The sequence below is a fragment of the Streptomyces venezuelae genome (genome assembly GCF_008642295.1).
GTDB classification, from domain to species: Bacteria; Actinomycetota; Actinomycetes; order Streptomycetales; family Streptomycetaceae; genus Streptomyces; species Streptomyces venezuelae_C.
In genome coordinates this window covers 4,723,493-4,747,789 of record NZ_CP029190.1, presented here as the reverse complement: position 1 = coordinate 4,747,789, position 24,297 = coordinate 4,723,493, and the positions used below count along the sequence as shown (strand labels likewise).

Here is a 24,297-nt window from a genome sequence, read left to right as displayed (position 1 = left end):
TCCAACTGTGCTGCCTGCCGCACGATCAGCTCTGTGCGTAGGGGCGGCAGCTGTCCCGCTGCAGTGACGTCAGCGTCCGGACTTGGGGTCGAAGGCGTCTCGTACCGAGTCGCCGAGCAGGTTGAAGGCCACCACGAAGACGACCATCGCAATACCCGGGAAGAACATGTACGCCGGGTCCAGCTCGTAAATACCGGCGCCGATGGAGAACATCCGGCCCCAGTCCGGAGTGGGCTCGACATAGCCGACACCCACGAAGGAGAGGAAGGCCACCGAGAGAATCGTGGCGGGCAGCATGAGCGTTGCCTGCACGAGAATCGGCGTCACAAGGTTGGGCAGCAGCTCCTTGCGGATGATCCGCCACGGAGACGCGCCCGCGATCTTCGCTGCCTCGACGAACTCCCGCTCGCGCAGGGTGAGCGTCGCGGCCCGGATCAGACGGGACAGACCCATCCAGCCGAGGAACGACAGGACCGTGACGATCGCCGTCGCACGCAGCCAGGTGGGAGTCTCCTCCTCCGGGTTGACGAAGGCGGCCACCACCACCGGCATCGAGGCGATGAAGAACAGCTGGCTGGGGATACCCAGCAGGAAGTCGGTGAACCGGCCGAGCCAGTAGTCCGTCTTTCCGCCGTAGTACCCGCCGACCAGGCCGATCACCACGCCCACGGCGACCATGACGATCGTCGCGACCAGAGCCGTGAAGATCGACGTGCGCATGCCGTAGAGCAGCTGCGTGAACACGTCGCGGCCCAGCTCGGGCTCGATGCCGAACCAGTGGTCCCCGGACATGCCGCCGAAGACACCGGTCGGCATGCTGAACTCGTCGAGGAGTTCAGGGTTCTTCTGACCGTAGAGGGTGTACGGATCCTTCCCGTACACCTTGGCGATCAGCGGAGCCAGCAGCGCAACGGCGAAGAAGAAGATCACGATGAAGGCGGAGATGACTCCCGCCTTGTCCCGCTTGAATCGTCGCCACATCAGCTGCCCAGGGGACAGCCCGGCGGGGTCCTTGGCCTTCGGGGCGTCCTTGGACGGCTCCTCGACCAGGACGTTGGGTGCTGCTGCACCCTCAGTCTGCGCAGGGCTGGTCACGATCGCGTCGCCCCCAGAGCGATCACAGTCGCGCACGTGACCCAGTTGGCGCTTTTGGCACCACGCATGGGGTCCTCCTCATGAGTTCACTTGTCACTACGTGAGGGGCACTCAGAGGGATCGCCGACACCCCTGACGGCTAGATCTCCAGTACCCCAAGTGTGCTCGTGAGTCGGCACTCCCCACAGTGCATGACCCATTGACCCGAGCTCATTGGAGCCATCCTCAGGGACGGCCTGACCGTAAACCACATCTAAGTGGTCTCGTTTTCACAACATCGACCCAGGTCAGAAAACCGAAATCCGGACAAAGCGAGCAGAGACAGACACACCCGAAACGGACTGTTAGCACACCTTCCGGAGTGTGACGGTCGCTATGCGGACACCTGAACGAGATAATCCGTTTGACAAATGCGAACAGCCCCCCTGCCACGGAGAACCGTGACAGAGGGGCTGTGAACGCGCGGTAAAACCAAGCGGCTGCTGGCTACTTGGCGGACTTGGCGCGCGACGCCGTGCGCGAGCGCTCCTTCTGGTCCAGGACGACCTTGCGGATGCGGACGGCCTCCGGGGTCACCTCGACGCACTCGTCGTCGCGGCAGAACTCCAGGGACTGCTCCAGCGACAGCTTGCGCGGCGGGACGATCGCCTCGAAGGTGTCGGCCGAGGAGGAGCGCATGTTGGTGAGCTTCTTCTCCTTGGTGATGTTCACGTCCATGTCGTCGGCGCGCGAGTTCTCGCCGACGATCATGCCCTCGTACACCTCGGTGCCGGGGTCGGTGAACAGCACGCCGCGCTCCTGCAGGTTGGTCATCGCGAACGCGGTGACCGCGCCGGCGCGGTCGGCGACCAGGGAGCCGTTGTTGCGGGTGACCAGCTGGCCGAACCACGGCTCGTGACCCTCGTGGATCGAGTGGCCGATGCCGGTGCCGCGGGTCTGGGTCAGGAACTCGGTACGGAAGCCGATGAGGCCGCGGGACGGCACCACGAACTCCATGCGGACCCAGCCCGAACCGTGGTTGGACATGTTGTCCATCCGGCCCTTGCGGACGCCCATGAGCTGCGTGACGGCGCCCATGTGCTCCTCGGGCACGTCGATCGTCATGCGCTCGACCGGCTCGTACGTCTTGCCGTCGACCTCCTTGGTGACGACCTGCGGCTTGCCGATGGTCAGCTCGAAGCCCTCGCGGCGCATCTGCTCGACCAGGATCGCCAGCGCCAGCTCACCGCGGCCCTGCACCTCCCAGGCGTCCGGGCGCTCGGTGTCGAGCACGCGCAGCGAGACGTTGCCGATGAGCTCGCGGTCGAGGCGGTCCTTGACCTGGCGGGCGGTGACCTTGCGGTCCTTGACCGCGGCCTTGGCGTCCGCGCCCTTGCCGGAGCCACCACGGCCGACCATCGGGGAGGTGTTGGTGCCGATGACCATGGAGATGGCCGGCTCGTCCACCGTGATCAGCGGCAGGGCGATCGGGTTCTCCGGGTCGGCCAGGGTCTCGCCGATCATGATGTCGGGGATACCGGCGACCGCGCAGATGTCACCGGGGCCGGCCACCTCGGCCGGCTTGCGGGTGAGCGCCTCGGTCATCATCAGCTCGGTGATGCGGACGTTGGAGATGGTGCCGTCACGCTTGATCCACGCGACCGTCTGGCCCTTGCGGAGCTCGCCCTGCTCGACGCGGAGCAGCGCGATACGGCCGAGGAAGTTGTCGGCGTCCAGGTTGGTGACGTGGGCCTGGAGGGGGGCCTCCTCGTCGTACACCGGGGCCGGGACGTGCTCCAGGATGGTGGAGAAGAACGGCTCCAGGTTCTCGCTGTCGGCGGGGACGGTGCCGTCCTCCGGCTTGGTCAGCGAGGCGATGCCGTCACGGCCGCAGGCGTAGACGATCGGGAACTCGATCTGGTCCTCGTCGGCGTCCAGGTCCAGGAACAGGTCGTAGGTCTCGTTGACGACCTCGTCGATCCGGGAGTCCGGGCGGTCCGTCTTGTTGATGCAGAGGATGACCGGCTTCCGCTGCTGGAGCGCCTTGCGGAGGACGAAGCGGGTCTGGGGCAGCGGACCCTCGGAGGCGTCCACCAGCAGAACGACGGCGTCGACCATCGACAGACCGCGCTCGACCTCGCCACCGAAGTCGGCGTGGCCGGGGGTGTCGATGATGTTGATCGTGATCGGGGCCCCGCCGTCCTTGGGGTGATACTTCACCGCCGTGTTCTTGGCGAGGATCGTGATGCCCTTCTCACGCTCCAGGTCGTTCGAGTCCATCATGCGGTCGTCGAGCTGCTGGTGGGCGGCGAAGGCACCGGCCTGCTTGAGCATGGCATCGACGATGGTCGTCTTGCCATGATCGACGTGGGCGACGATGGCGACGTTACGGATGTCGTGGCGCGTGGGCACTTCGGCGCTTCTCCCGGGATCGTGGATGGCGTCGCGTACGGCCTGGTACGCGAGCCTCTGCCGGGCGGAAAACCTGCCACGGCCTTACCCCATGGTACGTCGCGTGGCGGGAACCGCCTGCCGGGGGGTCTGTCAAGAGGCCGTACGGATGAGGATCGGGGTGGGGAGGGGGCCCGGGACGGGGGCCGGGAACCACGGGGAAATGCCGGGTCAATGGGCAGGTACGACCTTGCCCGCCGGGCATCCGGCGGGCAAGCGAATTGAGTCACATCTGAGCTAGTGACCCGTGAGTTCACCCCGTCTCCACGGGGCCGCCACTACTTCTTCGCGTTCTTTTCCTTGGCCGGGGCGGGCTTCTTCCAGCCGATGTCCTGGTAGCGGGGGGAGCCGAGGCCGAAGGCGCCGGCGTTGACCAGGCCGGTCTTGGCGGCGACCAGCTCGGGCCGCTGGTAGAGAGGAATCGATCCGGCAGCCGCCCAGATCCGGGCGTCGGCCTTCTTCATCAGCTCCCGGGCCTGGTCCTCGTCGAGCTCGCCGAGCGCCTGGTCGAAGAGCTGGTCGATGTGGTCGGTGCCGACCCGGGTGTAGTTCTGCTCGACCAGCAGCGAGCCGTCCGCGGCCGGCTCCGGCTTGGCGAAGATCGGCCGGGCGTCGGTGGCGGGGAAGGCGGTGGCGGGCCAGGAGTACAGGGCCAGGTCGTACTGGCCGGAGGCGATGTGGTCCTTGAAGAAGCTCTCGTCGGCGACCTTGGTCAGCTCCGTGCCGATGCCGAGGGTGCGGAGCATCCCGGCGATCCGCTCGCCGACCGCCCGCAGCGACTCCGAGCCGGGGCCGGAGGGGAGCACGAACCGCAGATTCAGCGGCTTGCCGTCCTTGGCGAGGACGGTCGCGGCGGAGTTCTGCGCCGCCTGCTTGGCGGGAGCCGCGGGTGCCCCGCTGGCCTTGGTCTCCGCTCCGTCCGCCGCCGCGGCCTCCCCCGCCGCGGCCTCCGGCGCCCGGCCGTCCCGGACCGGATTGCGCTTGCCGTCGTCCAAGGCGTCCGCCTGGGTGAGCATCGGGGCGTCCTGCTGATCGGCGAGCGGGGCCGGGGCGAGGCCGGCCGGCGGCTCCTCGGCGGTCTCGGTGCCCACCGCGAACCCGTCGGCGTCGACGATCTCCCCGTCGGGGGCGTACAGGCCGCCCTCGGGCACCGCCTCCTCCACCGGCAGGCCTTCCCCGCTGCTGCCCTCCGGCCCGGACTGGTCACCGGGCTCCGCGGGCCTGGCGAGGGCCTTCGGCGGGCGGGCGCCGTTGGCCCCGTCGTCCCGGCCGGCCGCCGCGGCCGGCGCCCAGGCCCATGCCGCCGCCGGTGCCGGCGCCGCGACCGCGAACCCGAAGGCCGGAGCGGTCCGCGCCAGCGCGGCCGGTACGGCCCGCGGAGCCGCGGCGGCGGTCCGCTGCCACGCGGGCGCACCCATGGCCCGCAGCCCGCCCGGCAGCGGCGCCCGGCGGGCCGCTGCCGGCAGGTCGCCGTTGCGTTCGTCGTCCTGGCCCACGATGTACAGGCCGTCGTTGCCGGTGCCCGGCCCCGGGGGCCGCTTCTCGTCGTCCTTCTTCTCCGACTCGCCGCCCGCCTTGGTGCCCGCCGGCACGGTGACCTTGCCGCCCTTGCGCCAGCCCGCGTCCGCGAGCAGCGCCTGGGCCGCCTGGGTGTCCTGGTCCCCCAGGGCGCCGCTGTTGTCGGCGTACGCCCGCTGGCCCGCCAGGGCCAGGTGGCTGCCCACCGGCTTCGCCGGCAGCCCCAGCGGCTTCAGCACGATCTCGGCCAGCGCCTGCCGGTCCAGGGCGCGGGCCACCGCCCGCCGCACCCGCTCGTCGGCCAGTGGCCCGGACGCCCCGTTCAGCGCCAGCTGCGTGTACACGGGCTCCAGGGACTTGCGCACCGTGAAGCGGCGCAGCGCCACCTGCTCGTCGGCGTACTTCTGCACCGCGGCGGCGGCCTTCCTCCGGGCCTCCTGCTCCTCCGCCGCCTTCTCCTGGTCCGCCCCGTGGGCCAGCGCCCAGGAGCGGGTGGCCTGGGCCACGGTGAGGTCGGCGGCGGGACCGTGGGCCGGGGCGGTCTTCTGGGCGGCCTTCTGGGCGGCCTCCCGGTGGGCCTTCGCGATCCGGTCCGCGCCCGCCCGGTCGACCTCGGCCAGGTCCACCGTCCCGGCCGCCAGCGCCGACGGCCGGCCGGCCCTCGGTACGGCGGTCAGGACCAGCGTGTCCAGCTTGGCCGGCCGGCCCCACCAGCGCGGGTTCCGGGACAGGGCCGCGGTCCCGGTCTTCTTGTCGATCGTGCCGAGGGTGAAGGGCCCGGCGGTCACCTTCAGCGTTCCCCGGGCCCCCTCGTTGAAGGCGTCCGGGGTCCCGGTGACCTGCTTCGGGTAGAGCGGGGTGAACAGCGACTGCCAGTCGGCGTACGGCTTCCCGAAGGTGACCTTGACCTCCAGGTCGCTGGCGCCGCGCTCGATCTTCTCGATCCGGTCGTAGCCGGCGTTGCGGGCCGTCCAGTACGCCGAGTCCTTGCCGTTCAGCGCCCGCCACTGGGCGAGGAAGTCGGGCGCCCCGATCTCCCGGCCGTCGCTCCACACCGCCTGCTGATTGAGCTTGTACAGCACGACCTGCTTGGGCTCGCGCTCGACGATCTCCGCCTTCTCCAGGTAGTCCGGATTGGCCACCGGCCGGCCCTTCTCGTCCAGCACGAAGAGCTGCGGCAGCACCGCCCCTGCGATCCGGGAGGTGGTCGCGTCGGCATCGGCCTGGAAGGTGTTCAGGGTCTCCGGCAGCGAGTCCACCGCCCAGCGCACCACACCCCCGTCGGCCACCAGTTCCCGGGCGGTGGTCGCGATGTCCGGGCCGGCGGCGACGGCGCCGCCCTCGTCCTCGCCGGAGCTGCAGCCGGCGAGCAGCGGCAGCGCCAGGACGCCCGAGGTCAGCAGCGCCATGGAAGCCATGGATCTACGCCTTCTCTGGCTCTGGGACATGGGTGGTACCTCCGGGGCGGGCGGGGCGTACGGGTTCGCGTACGTGATCACGTATGGCGGTATATGGAGCTGATCACACTGATGTCGAAACCCACTGAAATCCACGGCCGCCCGCAGCTCCCGCAGCCGGCCCGCGCCACGCCGCGAACCCCACCCGTGCGGACCAATCCCGCGACCGGGGCGGACGGGCATTCCTCCGGAAGAGGGACGAAAATAGGTGCGGGGAGGGGCGCACAGATTGCGCCTGCGCGCCCGTAATCGCTGCACGTCCCTTCACAACAGGGGACGTGAGGCGCAACACTCGCAGGCGCACATGAGCGTTGCCACCGCAACCTGCGGAAGTGAGGGCAAGTCATGTCCCTGCAGGACGATTTGACGGCCGTACGGCGCAACCTGAACGATCTGATCCGCTCGGTCGAGCGGCTGGAGCAGGACGTCGCCAGGCAAGCACCGACCGCCCCCAAGGCGCCGGACGCGTCCCGGATGGTCTCCATCCCGGACACGCCGTACGACAACGCGCTGTGGACGGACACCGACGACGAGGGCCTCGGCGCCCGAGATCGCCGCGCACCCTGACCGGCCACCCGCCGAGCACCACGGATTCACAGCATCACGGCATCACCAACCGAACACACGCACCCCATCAGGCCCAGCCGCCCACCGACCGGCGGCTGGGTCTCCTGGGCCACCCCTGACCACTCCTCCCGGAGTTCCCTTTGGCCACAGGCACTGAACCACCCCGTCAGCTGACCGGCGTCCAGGACGCCTCCCGGGCCGCGATCGCGGCCCGGCACCTTCGCACCGACCGCTGGTGGCTGGCCCCCGCCGCCACCGCGGCCGGACTGCTCGCCTTCATCGTCTACTCGACCTGGCGGGCCTTCGCGAACGCCGACTACTACGCGGCACCGTACGTCTCGCCGTTCTACTCGCCCTGTCTGGCGGAGAACTGCGTCCCCATGAAGGACGGCCCCAACTGGGAGATCTTCGGCAGCTGGTGGGTCCTCTCCCCCGCCCTGCTGATCCTGGTCTTCCCGCTCGGTTTCCGGCTGACCTGCTACTACTACCGCAAGGCCTACTACCGGGGCTTCTGGGCCTCGCCCCCGGCCTGCGCGGTCGCCGAACCGCACGCGAAGTACACCGGTGAGACCCGCTTCCCGCTGATCTTCCAGAACATGCACCGCTACTTCTTCTACGCGGCGGTGCCGGTCGCGGCCATCCTCACCTACGACACCGTGCTGACCTTCCGAAACGATCAGTACGAGTGGGGCCACATGGGCCTCGGCACCTTGATCTTCCTCGCCAACAGCGTGCTGATCTGGGCGTACACCCTGTCCTGCCACTCCTGCCGGCACATCATCGGCGGCCGGCTGCGGCACTTCTCGAAGCACCCGGTGCGCTACCGGATGTGGGGATGGGCCGGGAAGCTCAACTCCCGTCACGCACAGCTGGCCTGGGCCTCACTGGTCAGCGTGGCGCTCTGCGACCTGTACGTGTACCTGCTCGCCACCGGCGCGATCACCGACCCGAGGATCTTCTGACATGGCTCAAGTCGACCGGCAGCAGTGGGACGTGGTCGTGGTCGGCGCGGGAGGCGCCGGGCTGCGTGCCGCGATCGAGGCCCGCGAGCGGGGTGCCCGTACCGCGGTGATCTGCAAGTCCCTGTTCGGCAAGGCCCACACGGTGATGGCCGAGGGCGGCATCGCCGCCTCCATGGGCAATGTCAACGAGGGCGACAACTGGCAGGTCCACTTCCGCGACACCATGCGCGGCGGGAAGTTCCTCAACCAGTGGCGGATGGCCGAGCTGCACGCGAAGGAGGCACCGGACCGGGTCTGGGAACTGGAGACCTGGGGCGCGCTGTTCGACCGCACGCCCGACGGGAGGATCTCCCAGCGCAACTTCGGCGGCCACGAGTACCCGCGGCTGGCCCATGTGGGCGACCGGACCGGCCTGGAGCTGATCCGCACCCTCCAGCAGAAGATCGTCCAGCTCCAGCAGCAGGACTTCGCGGAGTACGGGGACTACGAGGCCCGCCTGAAGGTCTTCCAGGAATGCACGGTCACCCGTGTCTTGAAGGACGGCGAGAAGGTCTCGGGCACCTTCTGCTACGAACGCGAATCCGGCCGTTTCTTCGTCCTGGAGGCCCCGGCCGTCGTGCTGGCCACCGGTGGCATCGGCAAGTCCTTCAAGACCACCTCCAACTCCTGGGAGTACACCGGCGACGGCCACGCCCTGGCCCTCCTCGCCGGGGCGCCGCTCCTCAACATGGAGTTCGTGCAGTTCCACCCGACCGGCATGGTCTGGCCCCCGTCGGTCAAGGGCATCCTCGTCACGGAGTCCGTCCGCGGCGACGGCGGCGTCCTGCGCAACAGCGAGGGCCGGCGGTTCATGTTCGACTACGTCCCGGACGTCTTCAAGGAGAAGTACGCCGAGTCGGAGGCCGAGGGCGACCGCTGGTACGAGGACCCGGACAACAACCGGCGGCCCCCCGAACTGCTCCCCCGCGACGAGGTGGCCCGCGCCATCAACTCCGAGGTCAAGGCGGGCCGGGGCACCCCGCACGGCGGCGTCTACCTGGACGTGTCCACCCGGATGCCGGCCGAGAAGATCAAGCGCCGGCTGCCGTCGATGTACCACCAGTTCAAGGAACTGGCGGACGTGGACATCACCGCCGAACCCATGGAGGTCGGCCCGACCTGCCACTACGTGATGGGCGGGATCGCGGTCGACTCCGACACCGCCGCCACCGTCGGCGTACCGGGCCTGTTCGCGGCCGGGGAGGTGGCCGGCGGCATGCACGGCTCGAACCGCCTGGGCGGCAACTCCCTCTCCGACCTGCTCGTCTTCGGCCGCCGGGCGGGGCAGCACGCGGCGGAGTACGCGACGGAACACGCGGCGGAGCGCGCCCGGCCCGCGGTCTCGCAGTCCCAGGTGGACGAGGCGGCGGCCGAGGCCCTGGCCCCCTTCCACGCGGACGAGGGCGCGGAGAACCCGTACACCCTCCACCAGGAGCTCCAGCAGACCATGAACGACCTGGTGGGCATCATCCGCCGGGAGGGCGAGATGCAGCAGGCCCTCGGCCGGCTGCGGGCCCTGCGGGTCCGTGCCGCCCGCGCCGGGGTCGAGGGGCACCGCCAGTTCAACCCGGGCTGGCACCTGGCCCTGGACCTGCGGAACATGCTGCTGGTCAGCGAATGCGTGGCCCGGGCCGCGCTGGAGCGCACCGAGAGCCGCGGCGGCCACACCCGCGAGGACTGCCCGGCGATGGACCGCGACTGGCGGCCGGTCAACCTGGTCTGCCACCCCGTCGACCCGACCCCCGCCGACCCGGCCGCCGACCGCATCCGCCTGGTCCGCACCCGTACCGAGCCCATCCGCCCCGACCTGCTGGCCCTCTTCGAGAAGGAAGAGCTGGTCAAGTACCTCGCCGAAGAGGAGCTGTACGAGTGACTGCAACCGGTACCGGCACTGGCTACGACGCGCGCTTCCGGATCTGGCGGGGCGATGCGGACGGCGGGGAGCTGACGGACTTCACCGTCGAGGTGCACGAGGGCGAGGTGGTCCTGGACATCGTCCACCGGCTGCAGGCCACCCAGGCCTCGGACCTGGCGGTCCGCTGGAACTGCAAGGCGGGCAAGTGCGGTTCGTGCAGCGCGGAGATCAACGGCCGGCCGCGCCTGATGTGCATGACCCGCATGTCCACCTTCTCCCGCGACGAGCTGGTGACGATCACCCCCCTGCGGGCCTTCCCGGTCATCCGCGACCTGGTCACGGACGTGTCCTTCAACTACCAGAAGGCGCGTGAGATCCCGTCCTTCGTGCCGCCGCAGGGGGTGGCACCGGGCGAGTACCGGATGCAGCAGGTCGACGTCGACCGCTCACAGGAGTTCCGGAAGTGCATCGAGTGCTTCCTGTGCCAGGACACCTGCCATGTGGTGCGCGACCACGAGGAGAACAAGCCGGCCTTCGCCGGCCCCCGCTTCCTGATGCGGGTCGCCGAACTGGACATGCACCCGCTCGACGCCGCGTCCCAAGCGGGCCTTGACCGCAAGCGGACGGCCCAGGAGGAACACGGCCTGGGCTACTGCAACATCACCAAGTGCTGCACCGAGGTCTGCCCGGAGGGCATCAAGATCACCGACAATGCGCTGATCCCCCTGAAGGAACGCGCGGTCGACCGCAAGTACGACCCCCTGGTCTGGCTGAGCTCCAAGATCCCGCGCCGATCTTCCTGAACGGGTGGGGTGGGGCGGGCCTCCCCGCTCCACCCCACCCCCGGTAACACCCCGTGATCACCTCCGGGTGCGGTGCCACAAAACCCCCCATACTCTCCGAAATGTGAATCCGCCGAAGCGCCGTACGCCCGCCCCCGCGGCGTTCCGTGCCCTGCCGGCGCTGCCGGCGCTGCTGGTGCTCCTCGCCTGGGCGGCGGCGGTCGCGATGGCGGTTGCGCCCCAGGCCCGGGCCGACGACCCCATCACCCTCTCCTCCGAGGGCCAGATCACCGACCGGGTCGGCGCGCTGGACGACCGGAAGGATGCCGTCACCGCAGCCCTGGACAAGCTGTACGCCGACCGGCGGATCCAGCTGTTCGTCGCCTACGTACGCGATTTCTCCGGGCGGTCCGCCCAGAGCTGGGCGGACGCCACGGCCCAGCGCAACGGGCTCGGCCAGAACGATGTGCTGCTCGCCGTCGCGACCGGCGCCCGCCAGTACGCCTATTCGGCCGATGTCGACTCCGGTTTCACCGAGGAGCAGCTCGCCACGGTCGCCCGGACCGCCATCGAGCCCGCTCTGCGGCAGAACGACTGGCCGGGCGCCGCGATCGGTGCCGCGAACGGCTACAACGCCGTCCTCGGCGGACAGCCGGTCCCCGTCCCCACCCTCACCCCCGGCCCGGCGAACCCCGGCGGTGACCAGCCCGGCGGGGAGCACGGGACCGGGGACTTCGTCCTGCCGGTGGTCGCGGTCGGGGCGGCCGGCGCGCTGGGCGTGTACGCGTACACCCGCAGCAAGCGCCGCAAGGGCCGGGCCGACGGCGGCGACGGCGGACCCGGTGCGGCCCCGGCCGGCTGGGGTGCCCAGGCCGCCGGCGGTCTGCCGCTGCCCGAGCTGGACGCCAAGGCCAAGGCGTTGCTGGTGGAGACGGACGACGCGGTCCGCACCAGCACCGAGGAGCTGGGGTTCGCCACGGCGCAGTTCGGCGAGGAGGCCGTGCAGCCCTTCGAGGAGGCCGTGGCCTACGCCAAGGACGAGCTGACCCATGCCTTCCGGCTGCGGCAGCAGCTCGACGACGCCTACCCGGAGGACGATGCGACCCGGCGGCGGATGCTGGACGAGATCGTGGCCCGCTGCTCCGAGGGCAGCCGGCGGCTGGACGCCGAGTCCGACGCGTTCGACCGGCTGCGCGCCCTGGAACAGAACGCCCCGCAGGCGCTGGCGACGGTCGAGTCGCGCTTCCGGGCGCTGACCGGCCGGACCACCACAGCCAAGGCGACACTGACGGCCCTGACCGGCCGGTACGCCGATTCGGCGGCGGCACCGGTGGCCTCGAACCCGGAGCAGGCCGAGGACCGGCTGCTGTTCGCCACCACCAGTCTCACCGAGGCACGGGCCGCGCTCGATGCGGGCGACAACGGCCGGGCGGCAGTGCACGTGCGGGCCGCGGAGGGTGCGGTGGACCAGGCGGCCACGCTGGTGGATGCGGTGGAGCGGCGGGCGCAGGAGCTGGCGGAGGCAGCCGGGAAGCTCGACGGTGCGCTGACCGAGACGGAGACCGATCTGGCCGATGCCCGCGGGCTGCTCACCGGCACCCCGGAAGGGGTGTCGACGGCGGATCTGCGCGGCCGGATCGGGCGGGCGGAGGCGGTGCTTGCCGGCGTACGGCAGGAGCGGGCGGGCGGCGGCGGAGGTGCAGGTGCAGGTGCAGGCGGCGGCCGGTACGACCCGATCGACGCGCTGCGCCGGGTGGAGGAGGCGGACGCGGCGCTGGACGAGGCGCTGGCCGGGGCCCGGGAGCGGGAGACGGCGGACCGGCGGGCGCGGACCCTGCTGGACCAGGCGTGGCTCGGGGCGCGCAGTGCGATCGGGGCGGCCACGGACTACATCACCACCAGCCGGGGTGCGGTGGGCAGTACGGCCCGCACCCGGCTCGCGGAGGCGCAGCGGCATCTGGAGCGGTCCACGACGCTGGCCGGGTCGGATGCGGCGGGCGCCCTGGCCGAGGCCCAGCGGGCCGATGCGCTGGCCCGGGAGGCGCAGCGGCTGGCCGAGCAGGACGTGAGGGCGTACGAGAACCCGTACGCGGGCCGGCAGCGCGGGGGCGGTGGGATGGGCGGTGCGGTGCTCGGCGGGATCATCCTCGGCGAGATCCTCCGCGGGGCCGGGCGGGGCGGGGGCGGTTTCGGCGGCGGGTCCGGCGGCGGGTTCGGCGGGGGTTTCGGGGGCGGCGGCTTCGGACCCGGTCCGGGCTCCTTCGGGGGCGGCGGCACCCGGGGCCGGATGGGCGGCGGCGGCCGTTTCTGACTCTCCATTCATCGTCATCGGGCAAGGAGCAGCACGTATGAGCAAGCAGACCATCCTCGGCCGGGTCACCCAGCTCGCCAAGGCCAACATCAACGCGCTGCTGGACCAGGCGGAGGACCCGCAGAAGATGCTGGACCAGCTGATCCGGGACTACACGAACAACATCTCGGAGGCGGAGCAGGCGGTCGCGACCACGATCGGCAATCTGCGGATGCTGGAGCAGGACCACCAGGAGGATGTGAAGGCGGCTGCCGAGTGGGGCGAGAAGGCAAGGGCCGCCAGCCGGAAGGCGGACGAGCTGCGCTCCTCCGGCTCGGCGGCGGAGGCGGACCGGTTCGACAACCTGGCGAAGGTCGCGCTGGGGCGGCAGTTGCAGTCGGAGAACGAGGCGGAGTCCGCCGAGCCGGTGATCGCCGCGCAGACGGAGGTGGTCGACCGGCTGAAGGCCGGCCTGGACTCGATGAAGAACAAGCTGACCGAGCTCCAGGCGAAGCGGGACGAGCTGGTGGCGCGTGCACAGACCGCGCGGGCGCAGAACACGATGATGGACGCGGTGAAGAACATCGATGTCCTGGATCCCACCAGTGAGCTGCACCGGTTCGAGGAGAAGGTGCGCCGGGAGGAGGCCATTGCGCTGGGCAAGTCCGAGCTGGCGGCGTCCTCGCTGGACGCCCAGTTCGAGTCGCTGGACGATCTGGGGCGGAGCTCCGAGATCGAGGCTCGCCTGGCGGCGCTGAAGTCCGGGCGCGCGGCGTAGCCGGGGTCCGGGGCGGGATTCCGCCCCGGACCCCGCGCCTCGAACGCCGGCGGGCCCGGGGGCTCAGCCGTACATGTTCAGCAGCTGCTCCGCCGAGAGTTCCGTGACGGGTTCCGTCCCGGCCCCGGGCAGGGGCAGTTCGAACCAGACGGTCTTGCCGCGGTGGGTGCGGCGGGTGCCCCAGCCGGCCGAGAGGAGGCCGACCAGTTGGAGGCCGCGGCCTCCTTCGTCGGTGTCGCGGGCGCGGCGGCGGCGCGGCTGGGCCAGGTTGGCGTCCCAGACCTCGCAGACCAGGGTGCGGTCCAGCAGCAACCGGAGCCGGATCTCGCCCTCGCCGTAGCGGAGGGCGTTCGTCACCAGTTCGCTGACCAGCAGTTCGGTGGTGTCGAGGAGGCCTTCCAGGCCCCAGGCGGGGAGTTTGGTGCGGGCGAGTTCGCGGGCGCGGCCCACCGAGCGGGCCTCGCGGGGCAGCTGCCAGTCGCCGACCGCGTCCGTGGGCAGGCCCTGGACGCGGGCCATGAGCAGGGCGATGTCGTCCTCCCCGTGCCGGGTGTCGAGGGTGGCGAGGACGTGGTCGCAGACGTCCTCCAGGGGGCGGACCGGGTCGGCGAGGGCTTCGCGCAGGCCGCGCAGGCCCTCTTCGAGCGGGTGGTCGCGGGATTCGACGAGTCCGTCGGTGTAGAGGGCGAGCAGGGCGCCTTCGGGGAGTTCCACCTCGACCTCCTCGAAGGGTTCGCCGCCGACGCCGAGCGGCATGCCGGGCGGGATTTCGAGGAGCAGTCCGGGGCGGGGTGCGCTGCCGGGTTCACCGGGTTCCACCAGGACCGGGGGCATATGGCCGGCGTTGGCGATGGTGCAGCGCCGGGTGACCGGGTCGTAGACGGCGTAGACGCAGGTGGCGAGGTAGACCTCGGAGAGGTCGGCGTCCCGGGAGTGCAGGGCGGCCCGGGAGGCCTGCTGGGTGCCGCCGGGCGCGCCGAGGCCGCGGGCGACCTCGTCGAGGGCGGAGAGGACCTCGGCCGGTTCGAGGTCCAGCAGGGCCAGGGTGCGGACGGCGGTGCGGAGTTCGCCCATGGCGACGGCGGCGCGCAGGCCGCGGCCCATGACGTCGCCGACGACCAGGGCGGTGCGGTGGCCGGGGAGTTCTATGACGTCGAACCAGTCGCCGCCGACCTCGGTGGCCGCGTTGCCGGGCAGGTAGCGGCAGGCGATGTCGAGGCCGGCGGCCTCCGGGTCTCCCGGGGGCAGCAGGCTGCGCTGGAGGATCAGGGCGCGTTCGTGTTCGCGCCGGTAGAGGCGGGCGTTGTCGATGCAGACGGCGGCCCGGGCGGCGAGCTCCACGGCGACGGCCCGGTCGCGTTCGCCGAAGGGCTCGCTGCCCTTCGTACGGGAGAACTGGGCGAGGCCGACGACGGTGTCGTGGGCGACCAGGGGGACGACGAGGGTGGACTGGACGAGGTCTTCGGCGCCGCCGGCTTCGATCAGCCGGGGGCGGGCGGTGCGCAGGGCGAGGGCGCCGGGTGAGGCGGCAGGGTAGCGGTGGGTTTCGCCCACGGCGACCGGCGGGCCGGAGAGCGGTGCGTCGGAGACGGCGCTGGCGAAGGCGACGCGGCGGAGCGGCGCGGACGGGGCGCGGCGGGAGCCGCAGCCGGGGAGGCTGGGGAGGCCGGGGCCCTGCGGTCTGGCGGGTCGGTCGTCGTCGCCGAGGAGCAGCCCCTGGTAGAGGTCGACGGAGGCGAGGTCGCAGAAGCCGGGGACGGTGACGTCGAGGAGTTCGCGGGCGGTGGTCTCCAGGTCGAGGGAGTTGCCGATGCGGTGGCCGGCCTCGTTGAGGAGGGCGAGGTTGCGGCGGACGCCGGCGGCTTCGCGGGCGGCGAGGTGGCGGCGGGTGACATCGGTGCCGAGGCCGGCGACGCCGATGGGAAGACCGGTGCCGCCGTGGACCCGGTAGAGGTTGATGGACCAGTGCCGGTGTTCGCGGCTGCCGGGGGCGGAGCCGCTGATCTGGAGGTCGGTGACGGCTTCGCCGGTCTCCAGGACCCGCCGGAGGGCGCTGGTCATCCGGTCGGCCTCGCGCGGGGGCAGGTAGTCGTGGACGGTACGCCCGCGGTGGTCCTCGACGGCTCCGCCGAAGACGGTGGCGAAGCGGCGGTTGGCCCGCTGGACGGTGAGGTCCGTGCCGAAGAGCAGGAAGCCGAAGGGAGATTGACCGAATATCGCCTGTGACGCGGCGAGATCGGATTCGATCCGCCGGAGCGCGCGGACGTCGACCACCACGCAGAGTGCGGCCCGCTCGGCTGTCTCGGTCTCGGTGGGCATCACATAGATCTCGGCCACGCCGTGGGCGCCCTTCCCACCGGGGATGCGGAAGGGGATGAGACCGGTCCATTCCTTGCCGTCGAGGATCTCGGCCACCTTGCGGTGGCCGCCTGCCCTCAGTTCGGGGGGCATGAAGGCGTCGACCGGGTCGCGGCCCACGGCCTGGGCGGCGGTCAGCCCGAAGAGTTCCTCGGCGCGCAGGCTCCACTGGTCGATGAGCCCGTCGGGGCCGATCGAGAAGGACGCGACCTTTATGTAGTCATAGATCGAGCCAGGCGGACTGCTGTGCCACAGGGAGTCGTGCCAGGTCTCCCGGGGCACTCGGGCCTGATGTGCCTGCGCAGGTATTTCGCTCACGCGACCGTCCCCTCCAGCTCACCGCAACCGGACCGGCCATGACCGAAGTATTCAGCACCACGGGCATGGCTCGCACGGCGTTCACGATCACAGCAAGGTCTCGGTCGTTTTGAGCCAGCCTGTGCGCTGTCCCCCGGACCGCGTCCGAGGGGATCCCCTGCCGCCCTTCCTCTTGTTACTCACCAGGAAGAGCCAATTCGAACCACACTGTCTTGCCCGTCTTCCCGTGCCGGGTTCCCCAGCGCTGTGCCGAGACGGCCACCAGGTGGAGTCCACGGCCGCCTTCGTCATCGGGGGCGGCGGCCCGCTCGCGGGGCGGATCCGGAAGCGGATCCGAAACCTCCACGAGCAGGGCGGGGCGGCCGGCGGGGGCCGTGGTGGCCTGATCCTGCCGTACCAGCCGGACGCCGATGGGGCCGGAGGCGTACCGCAGGGAGTTGGTGACCAGCTCGCTGACCAGCAGGACGGTCACATCGCAGACGGAGTCCAGGCCCCAGGCGCGGAGTTTTCCGAGCACCGCGTGACGGGCGGTGCGGACGGCACCCGGTTCGGCGGGAAAGGCCCATTCGGCGGAGTCGCCGTCTGTCTCGATCACGCCGATCACTTCCCGGGCCGGCAACGGACCCCAGTGCGGTTCTTCAGGGACGAGATGGGGACAATTACGACATACCCGATATCGGGTGCCTCTACCGCCCGGAACCGCGACCACCGGCGCACTGTGGCACGTACGGCCTACAGCGCGCCCCCCATGCGCCCCCGGGAACCCCCGGACTCCGGATGTGCGGACTCCCGGGGCGATGCGCGGGGCGGTTACCGGGGCGCGGCGGCGCGCAGCCGGCGGCCGATCTCGGCGACCGCCGGGCGGTCCTGGTCGAGCCAGTCGACCGAGTCGAGTTCCGCGGGGGCGAGCCAGCGCACCTTGTCGTGCTCCGTCAGCGCTTCGGGCTCACCGGACAGCAGCCGGGCGGTCCACACCTGGAGGACCAGCCCGGGCCTGACGGGCCATTCCCCGGGGATCCGCTCCAGCGGCTCGGTCTCCACCCCGAGCTCCTCGCGCAGTTCGCGCACCAGCGCCTCGGGGACGCTCTCCCCCGGTTCGGCCTTGCCGCCGGGCAGTTCCCAGCGGCCCGCCAGCTCCGGCGGGGTACTGCGCCGGGCGGCCAGCAGGCGCCCGTCATGACAAAGGGCTCCGCCCACGACCACGCGTACAGTCATGGGCGGAGCCTATGTCACGGGTGGTGCGGACCCGTTGGGTGCTGGTGCTCAGTTTGCGGTGGCGGTCTGTCCGATCCGCTCGACCCAGTACAGCTGCTTGTGTCCGCGGTCGTCGAGGCTGTCGACGACCTTCTGGGCCTCGGCCCGGGTGGCGTACCGGCCCACCCGGTAGCGGTTGCCGTTGTCGTCCTGCCGTATGACCAGCCACGGGAGCAGGGCACCGCTGTCGTTCATCGCGCTTCACCCTCCGCCGACGTACCTGCCCAGGAAACCGCATTGCGCATATGCCTGAGCTTACGCCCGACCTTTACTCAGCGGATATGTGTTTTCACCAAGAGATACCTCACAGGCGTACGCATCCGGCCATGCGTACGAGTGGGCCGTGCGCGCCGGTGCACGGGGCGCGAACAACCCACCGGGAAACGGGTGTTGAGCTGCGCAGAAAGGGACGGGGAAGGGGGCGCGACCGCGCCCCGCTAGCGGACCGGGAGGTGGTAGGAGAGGCGGTAGCGGTCTGCCGGGATGACCACGTCGGCCGTTTCGACGGCACGGCCGGAGGCGAAGTACGTCCGGCCGACGACCAGGACCACATGGCCGGGGACCCCGCCGAGCGCCAGGAGTTCCTCGGCCAGGCCGGGGCGGGCGCCGACCTCCTCCACCACGTTGTCCACCACCAGGTCGATCGCGGCCATCCGGTCGACCACCCCGCAGCCGCCGAGCGGGCCCTCCTCGGGCAGCATCACCGGGGTGCGGCCGGTCACCGCGAGCGGCTCCCAGGACGTCGACAGCATCATCGCCTCGCCCGCGTCCCGGAAGACGTACCGGGTGCGCATCACCCGGTCGCCCGGCGCGATGCCGAGCCGTTCGGCGATCTCGGCCGGAGCGCCGGTCTGTTCGCTGCTGGAGTCCCAGGTGCCGCGGGCGCCGGCCTCCGCCTGCTCCTGCCGGAAGGGGGTGGAGCCGGCGGACGAGCGGTATCCGGTACGGGACACCCGGCGCGGCACGGGCTGCTCCCGGACATAGGTGCCGGAGCCGGACCGGCCCTCGACCAGCCCCTCGGCCATCAGGACCTTGCGGGCCTCCAGCGCGACCGTGTCGGAGACCCCGTACTCTTCCCGGATCCGCGCCTGCGAGGGCAGCCGGGTATGCGGGGGCAGGGACCCATCGACGATCTTCCGCCGAAGGTCCCCGGCGACGCGCAGATAGGCCGGCTGCTCACCGAAAGTCACTGGCCACTCCCATCAGCTTGACAGACAGCTACAGCCTGGCAACCGACGGTTGTACACCGCAAGCAAGGGCCAGAGTTTCACTCGATGTGATGAAGCGAGGTCACTCAAACCCGTTACCCACGGTCACAGCATGCAGCGGGGGCGACCGCCGAATCGGTCGCCCCCGCCGCCGTGCCTTCACTCGTTCACGCGTTCATCCGCTCACGCGTTCACTCGTTCACTGCTGGTCAGAACTCCACCGACCAGAGGTCGATCTTGCCGGTGTCGATGTTGGCGTTGTCGTTCACCCGCAGCTTCCAGGTGCCGTTGGCCACCTCGCTGGAGGCGTTGACCGTGTAGGTCTGGTTGATGTTGTCGGTGCTGCCGCCGCTGCGGTTGTGCAGGGTGTAGGCGGTGCCGTCGGGGGCGATCAGGTCCACCTTGAGGTCACCGATGTAGGTGTGCTTGATGTCCACCGCGACCTTCAGCGCGGCCGGGGCGTTGCCCGCGACCCCGCTCACGGTGACCGGGGACTCGACGGTGGTGTGGTCGTTGATCGCGAAGTCCGTGGCGTTCTCGAACTTCTTCCCGGGCGGCGGGGTGGTGCCCCCGTCGCCGACGAACAGCAGGCGGTTGGGCGAGCCGGTGCCGGGGCTGCCGACCACGTTCGGCGTGGCGGCGTTCACGAGTGCCGTGCTCACCTGGGCCGGGGTGCTCGACGGGTTCTGCGAGAGGTAGACGGCGGCGGCACCCGCGACGTGCGGCGAGGCCATCGACGTACCGGAGATGTTGTTGGTGGCGGTGTCGCTGGTGTTCCACGCCGAGACGATGGAGGAACCCGGCGCGAACAGGTCCAGGACGGCACCAAAGTTGGAGTAGCTGGCCTTGGCGTCCGTGCTGGTGGTGGCGCCGACCGTGATGGCTTCGGTGACCCGGGCCGGGGACTTGGTGTTGGCGTTGGTGGACTCGTTGCCCGCCGCGACCGCGTACGTGATGCCGGCGGCTATGGAGTTCCGCACCGCGGTGTCCAGCGCCGCGTCGGCGCCACCGCCGAGCGACATGTTGGCCACGGCCGGCTTGACCGCGTTCTGGGTCACCCAGTCGATGCCCGCGACCACCTGGGCGGTGGTGCCGGAGCCCTGGTTGTTGAGCACCCGGACGCCGACGATCTTCGCCTTCTTGGCGACGCCGTACGCGTTGCCGCCGACGGTGCCGGCCACGTGCGTGCCGTGGCCGTGGCCGTCCTGGGCGACGTTGTCGTTGTCGATGGCGTCGTACCCGTTGAAGGCACGGCCGCCGAAGTCGCTGTGCGAGATCCGGACGCCGGTGTCGATGACGTACGCGGTGACGCCCTCGCCCGCCTTGTCGGGGTAGGTGTAGCTGCTGTTCAGCGGGAGGGCCCGCTGGTCGACGCGGTCCAGGCCCCAGGACGGCGGGTTGGGCTGGGTGCCGTCGACGGTGAACGTCCGGTTCTGGACCACGGACGCGACGGCCGGGTCGGCGGCGATCTTCTTGGCCTGGGACTCCGAGGCTTCGATGGAGTAGCCGTTGAGGGCCGCGCGGTAGACCTTGTCGATCTTCGCACCGTGCCGCTCGGCGACGGACTTGCCGCTCGCGAGGGTGGACCGGGCGGCGGAGTCCTTCAGGATCACGATGTAGCTGTTGGCGACCGTGCCGGCGGCGCCGGCGTTCACGATCTGGCCTTCCGCGGCGGATCCGCCGGCGGCCGAGGCCGGGAGGGCCGAGGCCGCGCCGAGCACGAGGGCGACGGCGGCCGTCGCACTGAGGCCGGCGATCTTCCGGCGGTGATGACGCATCACGGACATGTGAGGGGTCCTCCTCATAGGTGGTGCGTTGCGGGGGGTTAAGCGACATGCCCATGACAATCCGTTGTGGCCAGGGGCCGGTCGCCTCCGAAAGACTGACCCACCATCAGGCCGTCCCACAAGAGGAGAACGGATGCGTAACATCCGTGCCATACGGCGGCCACGAAACGGAAAAGCTCCGGTTCACAGCCGCCGCCGGATGCCCAGATCCGGTTCCGGCCAAGCCGGGCTCCACTGCCCGCCGGAGCCGCTCGGACACGCTCTGCGAACCTCTCCGGGTGGCGCGCGCGGAGGCATCCGCTCCGGCCCTCGGCTCCAGGGTCTGATTCCCGCCACCGCGGTGCCCTTCCGGCCGGACCGGCACCCTGGGCCGCCGTACCGGAGCGAGTTGTGCATTTTTCGTGAGCGCCCGGTCCGCCGGACGGGGCGGAGCGCCGGCCGTGTGCCGCCTCTGGCCTACGGGGAGCTCAACGGTCTGCTCACGGACTGAAAAGCAGAAGCCTGTACAGCCCAACGACCATAGGATCCGGCCGTGCCCATATCGAACGCCGCCAAGAGCAACCACGAGACCGCGGGGGCCGCCGTAGCCGCCGGGTCGGGGACCGGGTCCGGGACCGTCCGGAAGGCCGGTGGCGCGGTCTGGGCCGCGCTCGCCATCGTCTACGTGGTCTGGGGTTCCACCTACCTCGGCATCCGGATCGTCGTCGAGACCATCCCGCCCTTCCTCTCCGCCGGCTTCCGGTTCGTCACCGCCGGGCTGCTGCTCACCGCCCTGGTGGCCTGGCGGCAGGGCCCGGCGGCGCTCAAGGTGACCCGAGCGCAGCTGGGCTCGGCCGTCCTGGTCGGCGTGCTGCTGATCCTGGGCGGCAACGGCCTGGTGGTGCTGGCCGAGACCGAGGTCCCGTCCGGGCTGGCGGCGCTGCTGATCGCGGCGGTGCCGATGTGGGTGGTGCTGCTGCGGGCCGGCTCCGGGGACCGGCCGGCTCCGCGCACCCTGGGCGGCGTACTCCTGGGGATGACCGGGCTCGCGGTGCTGACCGTGCCCGGGATCAGCGGGGAGGTACGGCTGTCGGGGGTGCTGCTGGTGCTGGCGGCGAGCGTGCTGTGGTCGCTCGGCTCGTTCTCGGCCGGAAAGCTGCCGATGCCGGCCAATCCGTTCACCGCCAGTGCGTACGAGATGCTGGCGGGCGGCGTGGGCGGGCTGCTGGTGGCCCTGGCCCGGGGCGAGCAGCGGGGGCTGGACCTGGCGGCCGTGTCGGTGCGGTCGTGGGTGGCGCTGGGGGGCCTGATCCTGATCGGGTCGCTGGTCGCGTTCACGGCCTACGCCTGGCTGCTGCAGTCCGCACCGCTGTCGCTGGTCGCCACCTACGCGTACGTCAATCCGGTGGTGGCGGTGCTGCTCGGTGCGCTGGTTCTGAACGAGGCACTGACCTGGCCGATCCTGGCCGGCGGCGCGATCGTGGTGGCGGCGGTGGGCGTGATCGTGTCCACCGAGCGCCGGGGCTGAGGGCCGGGGCCGGGGCCGAGGACTGTCCGGGCGGTCTGCTCAGCCGCGGGCAGCGCGGTCGTACAGGGCCTTGGCCCGGTCGTCGAAGAGCGCGGCCGTCGAGTCCACGTCGGTGTCGCCGCCGCTGAGCACTCCGATGAGCCGGCCCGGCTCGCCGGGGCCGCCCCGGTCGGCGACCCAGGGGCTGCCGCTGGTGCCCGTCCAGAACCCGGCGCAGCTGATGTACAGCATGTCGGGGTCGTCCTCGTCGTGGCCGGTCTGGGTGGTGCAGGAGATCGGCTTGTTCTCCGGATTGCGCGCCTCCTCCGGATAGCCGACCACGGTGACGTCCCGCTCGTACCCGGAGTGCCAGTCGGCCGCCGGGGCCTCCTCGCGGCCCACCACGTCCTGGAGGCTGCGGCCGTCCCCGTCCGGTGCGACGGTCAGGAAGGCGTAGTCGGCGGTGTCCTCGCCCCATTTGGTCCAGCGGTCGTCGACATGGACCGCGGTGACCTTCCACCGGCCGAGGGGCTGCCGGCCGGAGCCCTCGCCGGAGAAGGCGGGGGCGAAGGAGAGGTCGCCGATGGCGAGGCCGTCGTGGGCGACCGTGCCCGGCTGTCCGTCCTTGCCCTCGGGGGCCACGCAGTGTGCGGCAGTGGCGACCACGTTGCCCTTCGGGCTGTCCACCACGCTGGCCGTGCACCAGTGCTCGCCGTCGGCCATGAGCACGCCCACCGTGGGGAACGGGGTGGCGGGGCCGGCCCGGCCGGGCTCGCCGGTGCCGAGGTCGAAGAAGGCGAGTCCGAAGACCGCCAGCGCCGCCGCAGCCGCGGATATGCCCTTGGCCAGCGGGCCTGTCGAGCTCATCGGGCGGCGGGGGCGGTCTCCGCGGCCTTCTGCGGGCCGGTCGTCGGACCGGTCGTCGCGCCGGTCTTCGGGGCCGTGTCCGGGAGAGGGTCGGGGGTGGGTGCCAAGAGCACCTTGCTGATCCACTCCAGTGACCCCTCCCTCATACCCCGTACGTACGACTTGCCGTTGTGTTCCCCATCCTGGATCACCTGGAGCCGGGTGTGCACGGGGCCCCGGCCGAATTCCTTCATGAACCGCTCGGCCTGGGCGCGCCCGCTCTCCTTGGTGCCGATCTGGAAGTTGATGTAGACCTCGGGGCCCTTGGTCTCGATGAGCCGGCGGGCGAGCTTCTCCGGGTTGTCGGCGTCCATCGCCCGCCGGTCGCCCTTCCACAGCGGGGAGTCGGGGACCGTGTCGACCCCGCTGGCGATGGCCGCCTTGAAGCGGTCCGGATGCTTCAGGACGTGCTTCAGGGCGCCGAAACCGCCCGAGGAGGAGCCCATGAAGGCCCAGCCGTCGCGGGAGGTGAATGTCCGGAAATTGGCCTTCGCGAAATCCGGCACGTCTTCGGCCATCCAGGTGCCCATCTTGGGCTGGCCCGGGATGTCGGAGCCGTCGAAGTGGTTCTTGGTGTCCGCATTGATCACCGGCATGACCAGGATGAAGGGCAGGCTCCGGCCGGCCTTGGCGCCGTCGGTCACGGCCTGCTGGAGGCCGAGGCCGGGGCCCGTCCCCCAGTAGTTGTTCGGGTAGCCACGGCCGCCGGGCAGGGAGATCAGGACCGGGAAGGCACTGCGGGCATAGGCCGGGTCGTCATACTCCTTGGGAACCCAGACCCACACATCTCCGGTGAATCCAGACTTGGCGCCCTTGAGGGTGGTCTTGCCGATCTCGGTGCCGTCGGGGAGCCGGGCGGTACGGACGAACTTGGCGGCCGGGCCGGTCGGCAGCCGGGTCCCGGGCCGCGGGGCGGCCGTCGCACCGGAACCGTCCGCGGCCCGGTCCTTCGCGCCGTCGGTCCGGCCGAAGCTGACGGGCTCGCCCAGGTCGTTGAACACGTCGAACTGGTACGCGGCGACGCCGCCCCCGGCGGCGAGGGCGAGCGCGAGCGCACCGCAGATCAGGAAGAGGCGCCTGCGCCGCGGCCGGCGGGAGCCGCGGGGGCTGCCGGGGCCGCCCGGGCTGCCGGGGCCGCTGGTGTCGTCGCCCTGCTGGTCTTGTTGCACGGAACATCTCCGACCGTTACCGACTGATCGCCTTTACA

At 71.1% G+C, this 24,297-nt stretch carries 18 protein-coding genes; 7 read left to right on the top strand and 11 right to left on the bottom strand.

Translation table 11 applies throughout. The features are described 5' to 3' along the window. Positions 1-69: 69 nt before the first annotated feature. The 3 genes from DEJ50_RS21320 to DEJ50_RS34735 all read right to left on the bottom strand — a co-directional run bounded on the left by DEJ50_RS21320 (position 70) and on the right by DEJ50_RS34735 (position 6,452). Positions 70-1,050 (bottom strand): ABC transporter permease, encoded by a 981-nt coding sequence (locus DEJ50_RS21320; RefSeq protein ID WP_223838144.1) that lies wholly within the window; start codon positions 1,048-1,050, stop codon positions 70-72. A 531-nt stretch (positions 1,051-1,581) separates the two neighbouring features. Further along, positions 1,582-3,486: a translational GTPase TypA gene (typA, locus tag DEJ50_RS21315; protein WP_150209547.1), complete on the bottom strand. Its 1,905-nt coding sequence runs from the start codon at positions 3,484-3,486 to the stop codon at positions 1,582-1,584. Positions 3,487-3,803: 317 nt separating this feature from the next. After that, positions 3,804-6,452, bottom strand: coding sequence for an ABC transporter substrate-binding protein (locus tag DEJ50_RS34735; protein WP_223838143.1), 2,649 nt, complete (start codon positions 6,450-6,452; stop codon positions 3,804-3,806). Positions 6,453-6,845: 393 nt separating this feature from the next. Here DEJ50_RS34735 and DEJ50_RS21305 point away from each other — a divergent pair, with 393 nt between their 5' ends. The 6 genes from DEJ50_RS21305 to DEJ50_RS21280 all read left to right on the top strand — a co-directional run bounded on the left by DEJ50_RS21305 (position 6,846) and on the right by DEJ50_RS21280 (position 13,773). Beyond that, positions 6,846-7,067: a hypothetical protein gene (locus DEJ50_RS21305; RefSeq protein ID WP_150209546.1), complete on the top strand. Its 222-nt coding sequence runs from the start codon at positions 6,846-6,848 to the stop codon at positions 7,065-7,067. A 140-nt stretch (positions 7,068-7,207) separates the two neighbouring features. Beyond that, positions 7,208-8,029, top strand: coding sequence for a hypothetical protein (locus tag DEJ50_RS21300; protein ID WP_150209545.1), 822 nt, complete (start codon positions 7,208-7,210; stop codon positions 8,027-8,029). A gap of 1 nt (position 8,030) precedes the next feature. Next, on the top strand, positions 8,031-9,941 hold the full coding sequence (locus tag DEJ50_RS21295; RefSeq protein WP_150209544.1) for a fumarate reductase/succinate dehydrogenase flavoprotein subunit: 1,911 nt from the start codon (positions 8,031-8,033) through the stop codon (positions 9,939-9,941). Then, a complete protein-coding gene (locus tag DEJ50_RS21290; protein ID WP_150209543.1) occupies positions 9,938-10,726 on the top strand; it encodes a succinate dehydrogenase/fumarate reductase iron-sulfur subunit in 789 nt (262 codons plus the stop codon). The genes DEJ50_RS21295 and DEJ50_RS21290 overlap by 4 nt, the downstream gene beginning before the upstream one ends. A 205-nt stretch (positions 10,727-10,931) precedes the next feature. Further along, the gene (locus tag DEJ50_RS21285; protein ID WP_150212271.1) at positions 10,932-13,016 is read left to right on the top strand and encodes a TPM domain-containing protein; all 2,085 of its coding nucleotides are present in this window, start codon (positions 10,932-10,934) and stop codon (positions 13,014-13,016) included. A 37-nt stretch (positions 13,017-13,053) separates the two neighbouring features. Further along, the gene (locus DEJ50_RS21280; protein WP_150209542.1) at positions 13,054-13,773 is read left to right on the top strand and encodes a PspA/IM30 family protein; all 720 of its coding nucleotides are present in this window, start codon (positions 13,054-13,056) and stop codon (positions 13,771-13,773) included. Between the two features lie 63 nt (positions 13,774-13,836). Here DEJ50_RS21280 and DEJ50_RS21275 read toward each other — a convergent pair whose 3' ends face one another. From DEJ50_RS21275 to DEJ50_RS21250, 6 genes are all read right to left on the bottom strand, one after another. After that, positions 13,837-16,440, bottom strand: coding sequence for a SpoIIE family protein phosphatase (locus tag DEJ50_RS21275; RefSeq protein WP_411757686.1), 2,604 nt, complete (start codon positions 16,438-16,440; stop codon positions 13,837-13,839). A gap of 184 nt (positions 16,441-16,624) precedes the next feature. Next, complete coding sequence (locus tag DEJ50_RS21270) at positions 16,625-17,053, bottom strand: ATP-binding protein (RefSeq protein ID WP_150212269.1); 429 nt, start codon at positions 17,051-17,053, stop codon at positions 16,625-16,627. 206 nt (positions 17,054-17,259) lie between these two features. Further along, complete coding sequence (locus DEJ50_RS21265) at positions 17,260-17,664, bottom strand: (deoxy)nucleoside triphosphate pyrophosphohydrolase (protein ID WP_150209541.1); 405 nt, start codon at positions 17,662-17,664, stop codon at positions 17,260-17,262. A gap of 48 nt (positions 17,665-17,712) precedes the next feature. Next, positions 17,713-17,898 carry an SPOR domain-containing protein gene (locus DEJ50_RS21260; RefSeq protein ID WP_150209540.1) on the bottom strand — a complete coding sequence of 62 codons (186 nt, stop codon included), beginning with the start codon at positions 17,896-17,898 and terminating at the stop codon, positions 17,713-17,715. Between the two features lie 242 nt (positions 17,899-18,140). Beyond that, positions 18,141-18,893 carry a GntR family transcriptional regulator gene (locus DEJ50_RS21255; protein ID WP_150209539.1) on the bottom strand — a complete coding sequence of 251 codons (753 nt, stop codon included), beginning with the start codon at positions 18,891-18,893 and terminating at the stop codon, positions 18,141-18,143. A 227-nt stretch (positions 18,894-19,120) separates the two neighbouring features. Further along, positions 19,121-20,698, bottom strand: a complete 1,578-nt coding sequence (locus tag DEJ50_RS21250; protein ID WP_150209538.1) for a S8 family peptidase — start codon at positions 20,696-20,698, stop codon at positions 19,121-19,123. Positions 20,699-21,230: 532 nt separating this feature from the next. Here DEJ50_RS21250 and DEJ50_RS21240 point away from each other — a divergent pair. After that, the gene (locus DEJ50_RS21240) at positions 21,231-22,205 is read left to right on the top strand and encodes an EamA family transporter (protein ID WP_223837859.1); all 975 of its coding nucleotides are present in this window, start codon (positions 21,231-21,233) and stop codon (positions 22,203-22,205) included. A 39-nt stretch (positions 22,206-22,244) separates the two neighbouring features. Here the strand turns inward: DEJ50_RS21240 and DEJ50_RS21235 are convergent, their stop codons facing one another. Together DEJ50_RS21235 and DEJ50_RS21230 are read right to left on the bottom strand one after the other, a co-directional pair. After that, entirely contained in the window at positions 22,245-23,051 is an 807-nt protein-coding gene (locus tag DEJ50_RS21235) for a trypsin-like serine peptidase (protein ID WP_223837858.1), read from the bottom strand. Beyond that, complete coding sequence (locus tag DEJ50_RS21230; RefSeq protein WP_150209537.1) at positions 23,048-24,259, bottom strand: alpha/beta hydrolase; 1,212 nt, start codon at positions 24,257-24,259, stop codon at positions 23,048-23,050. The genes DEJ50_RS21235 and DEJ50_RS21230 overlap by 4 nt, the downstream gene beginning before the upstream one ends. Positions 24,260-24,297 lie beyond the last annotated feature (38 nt).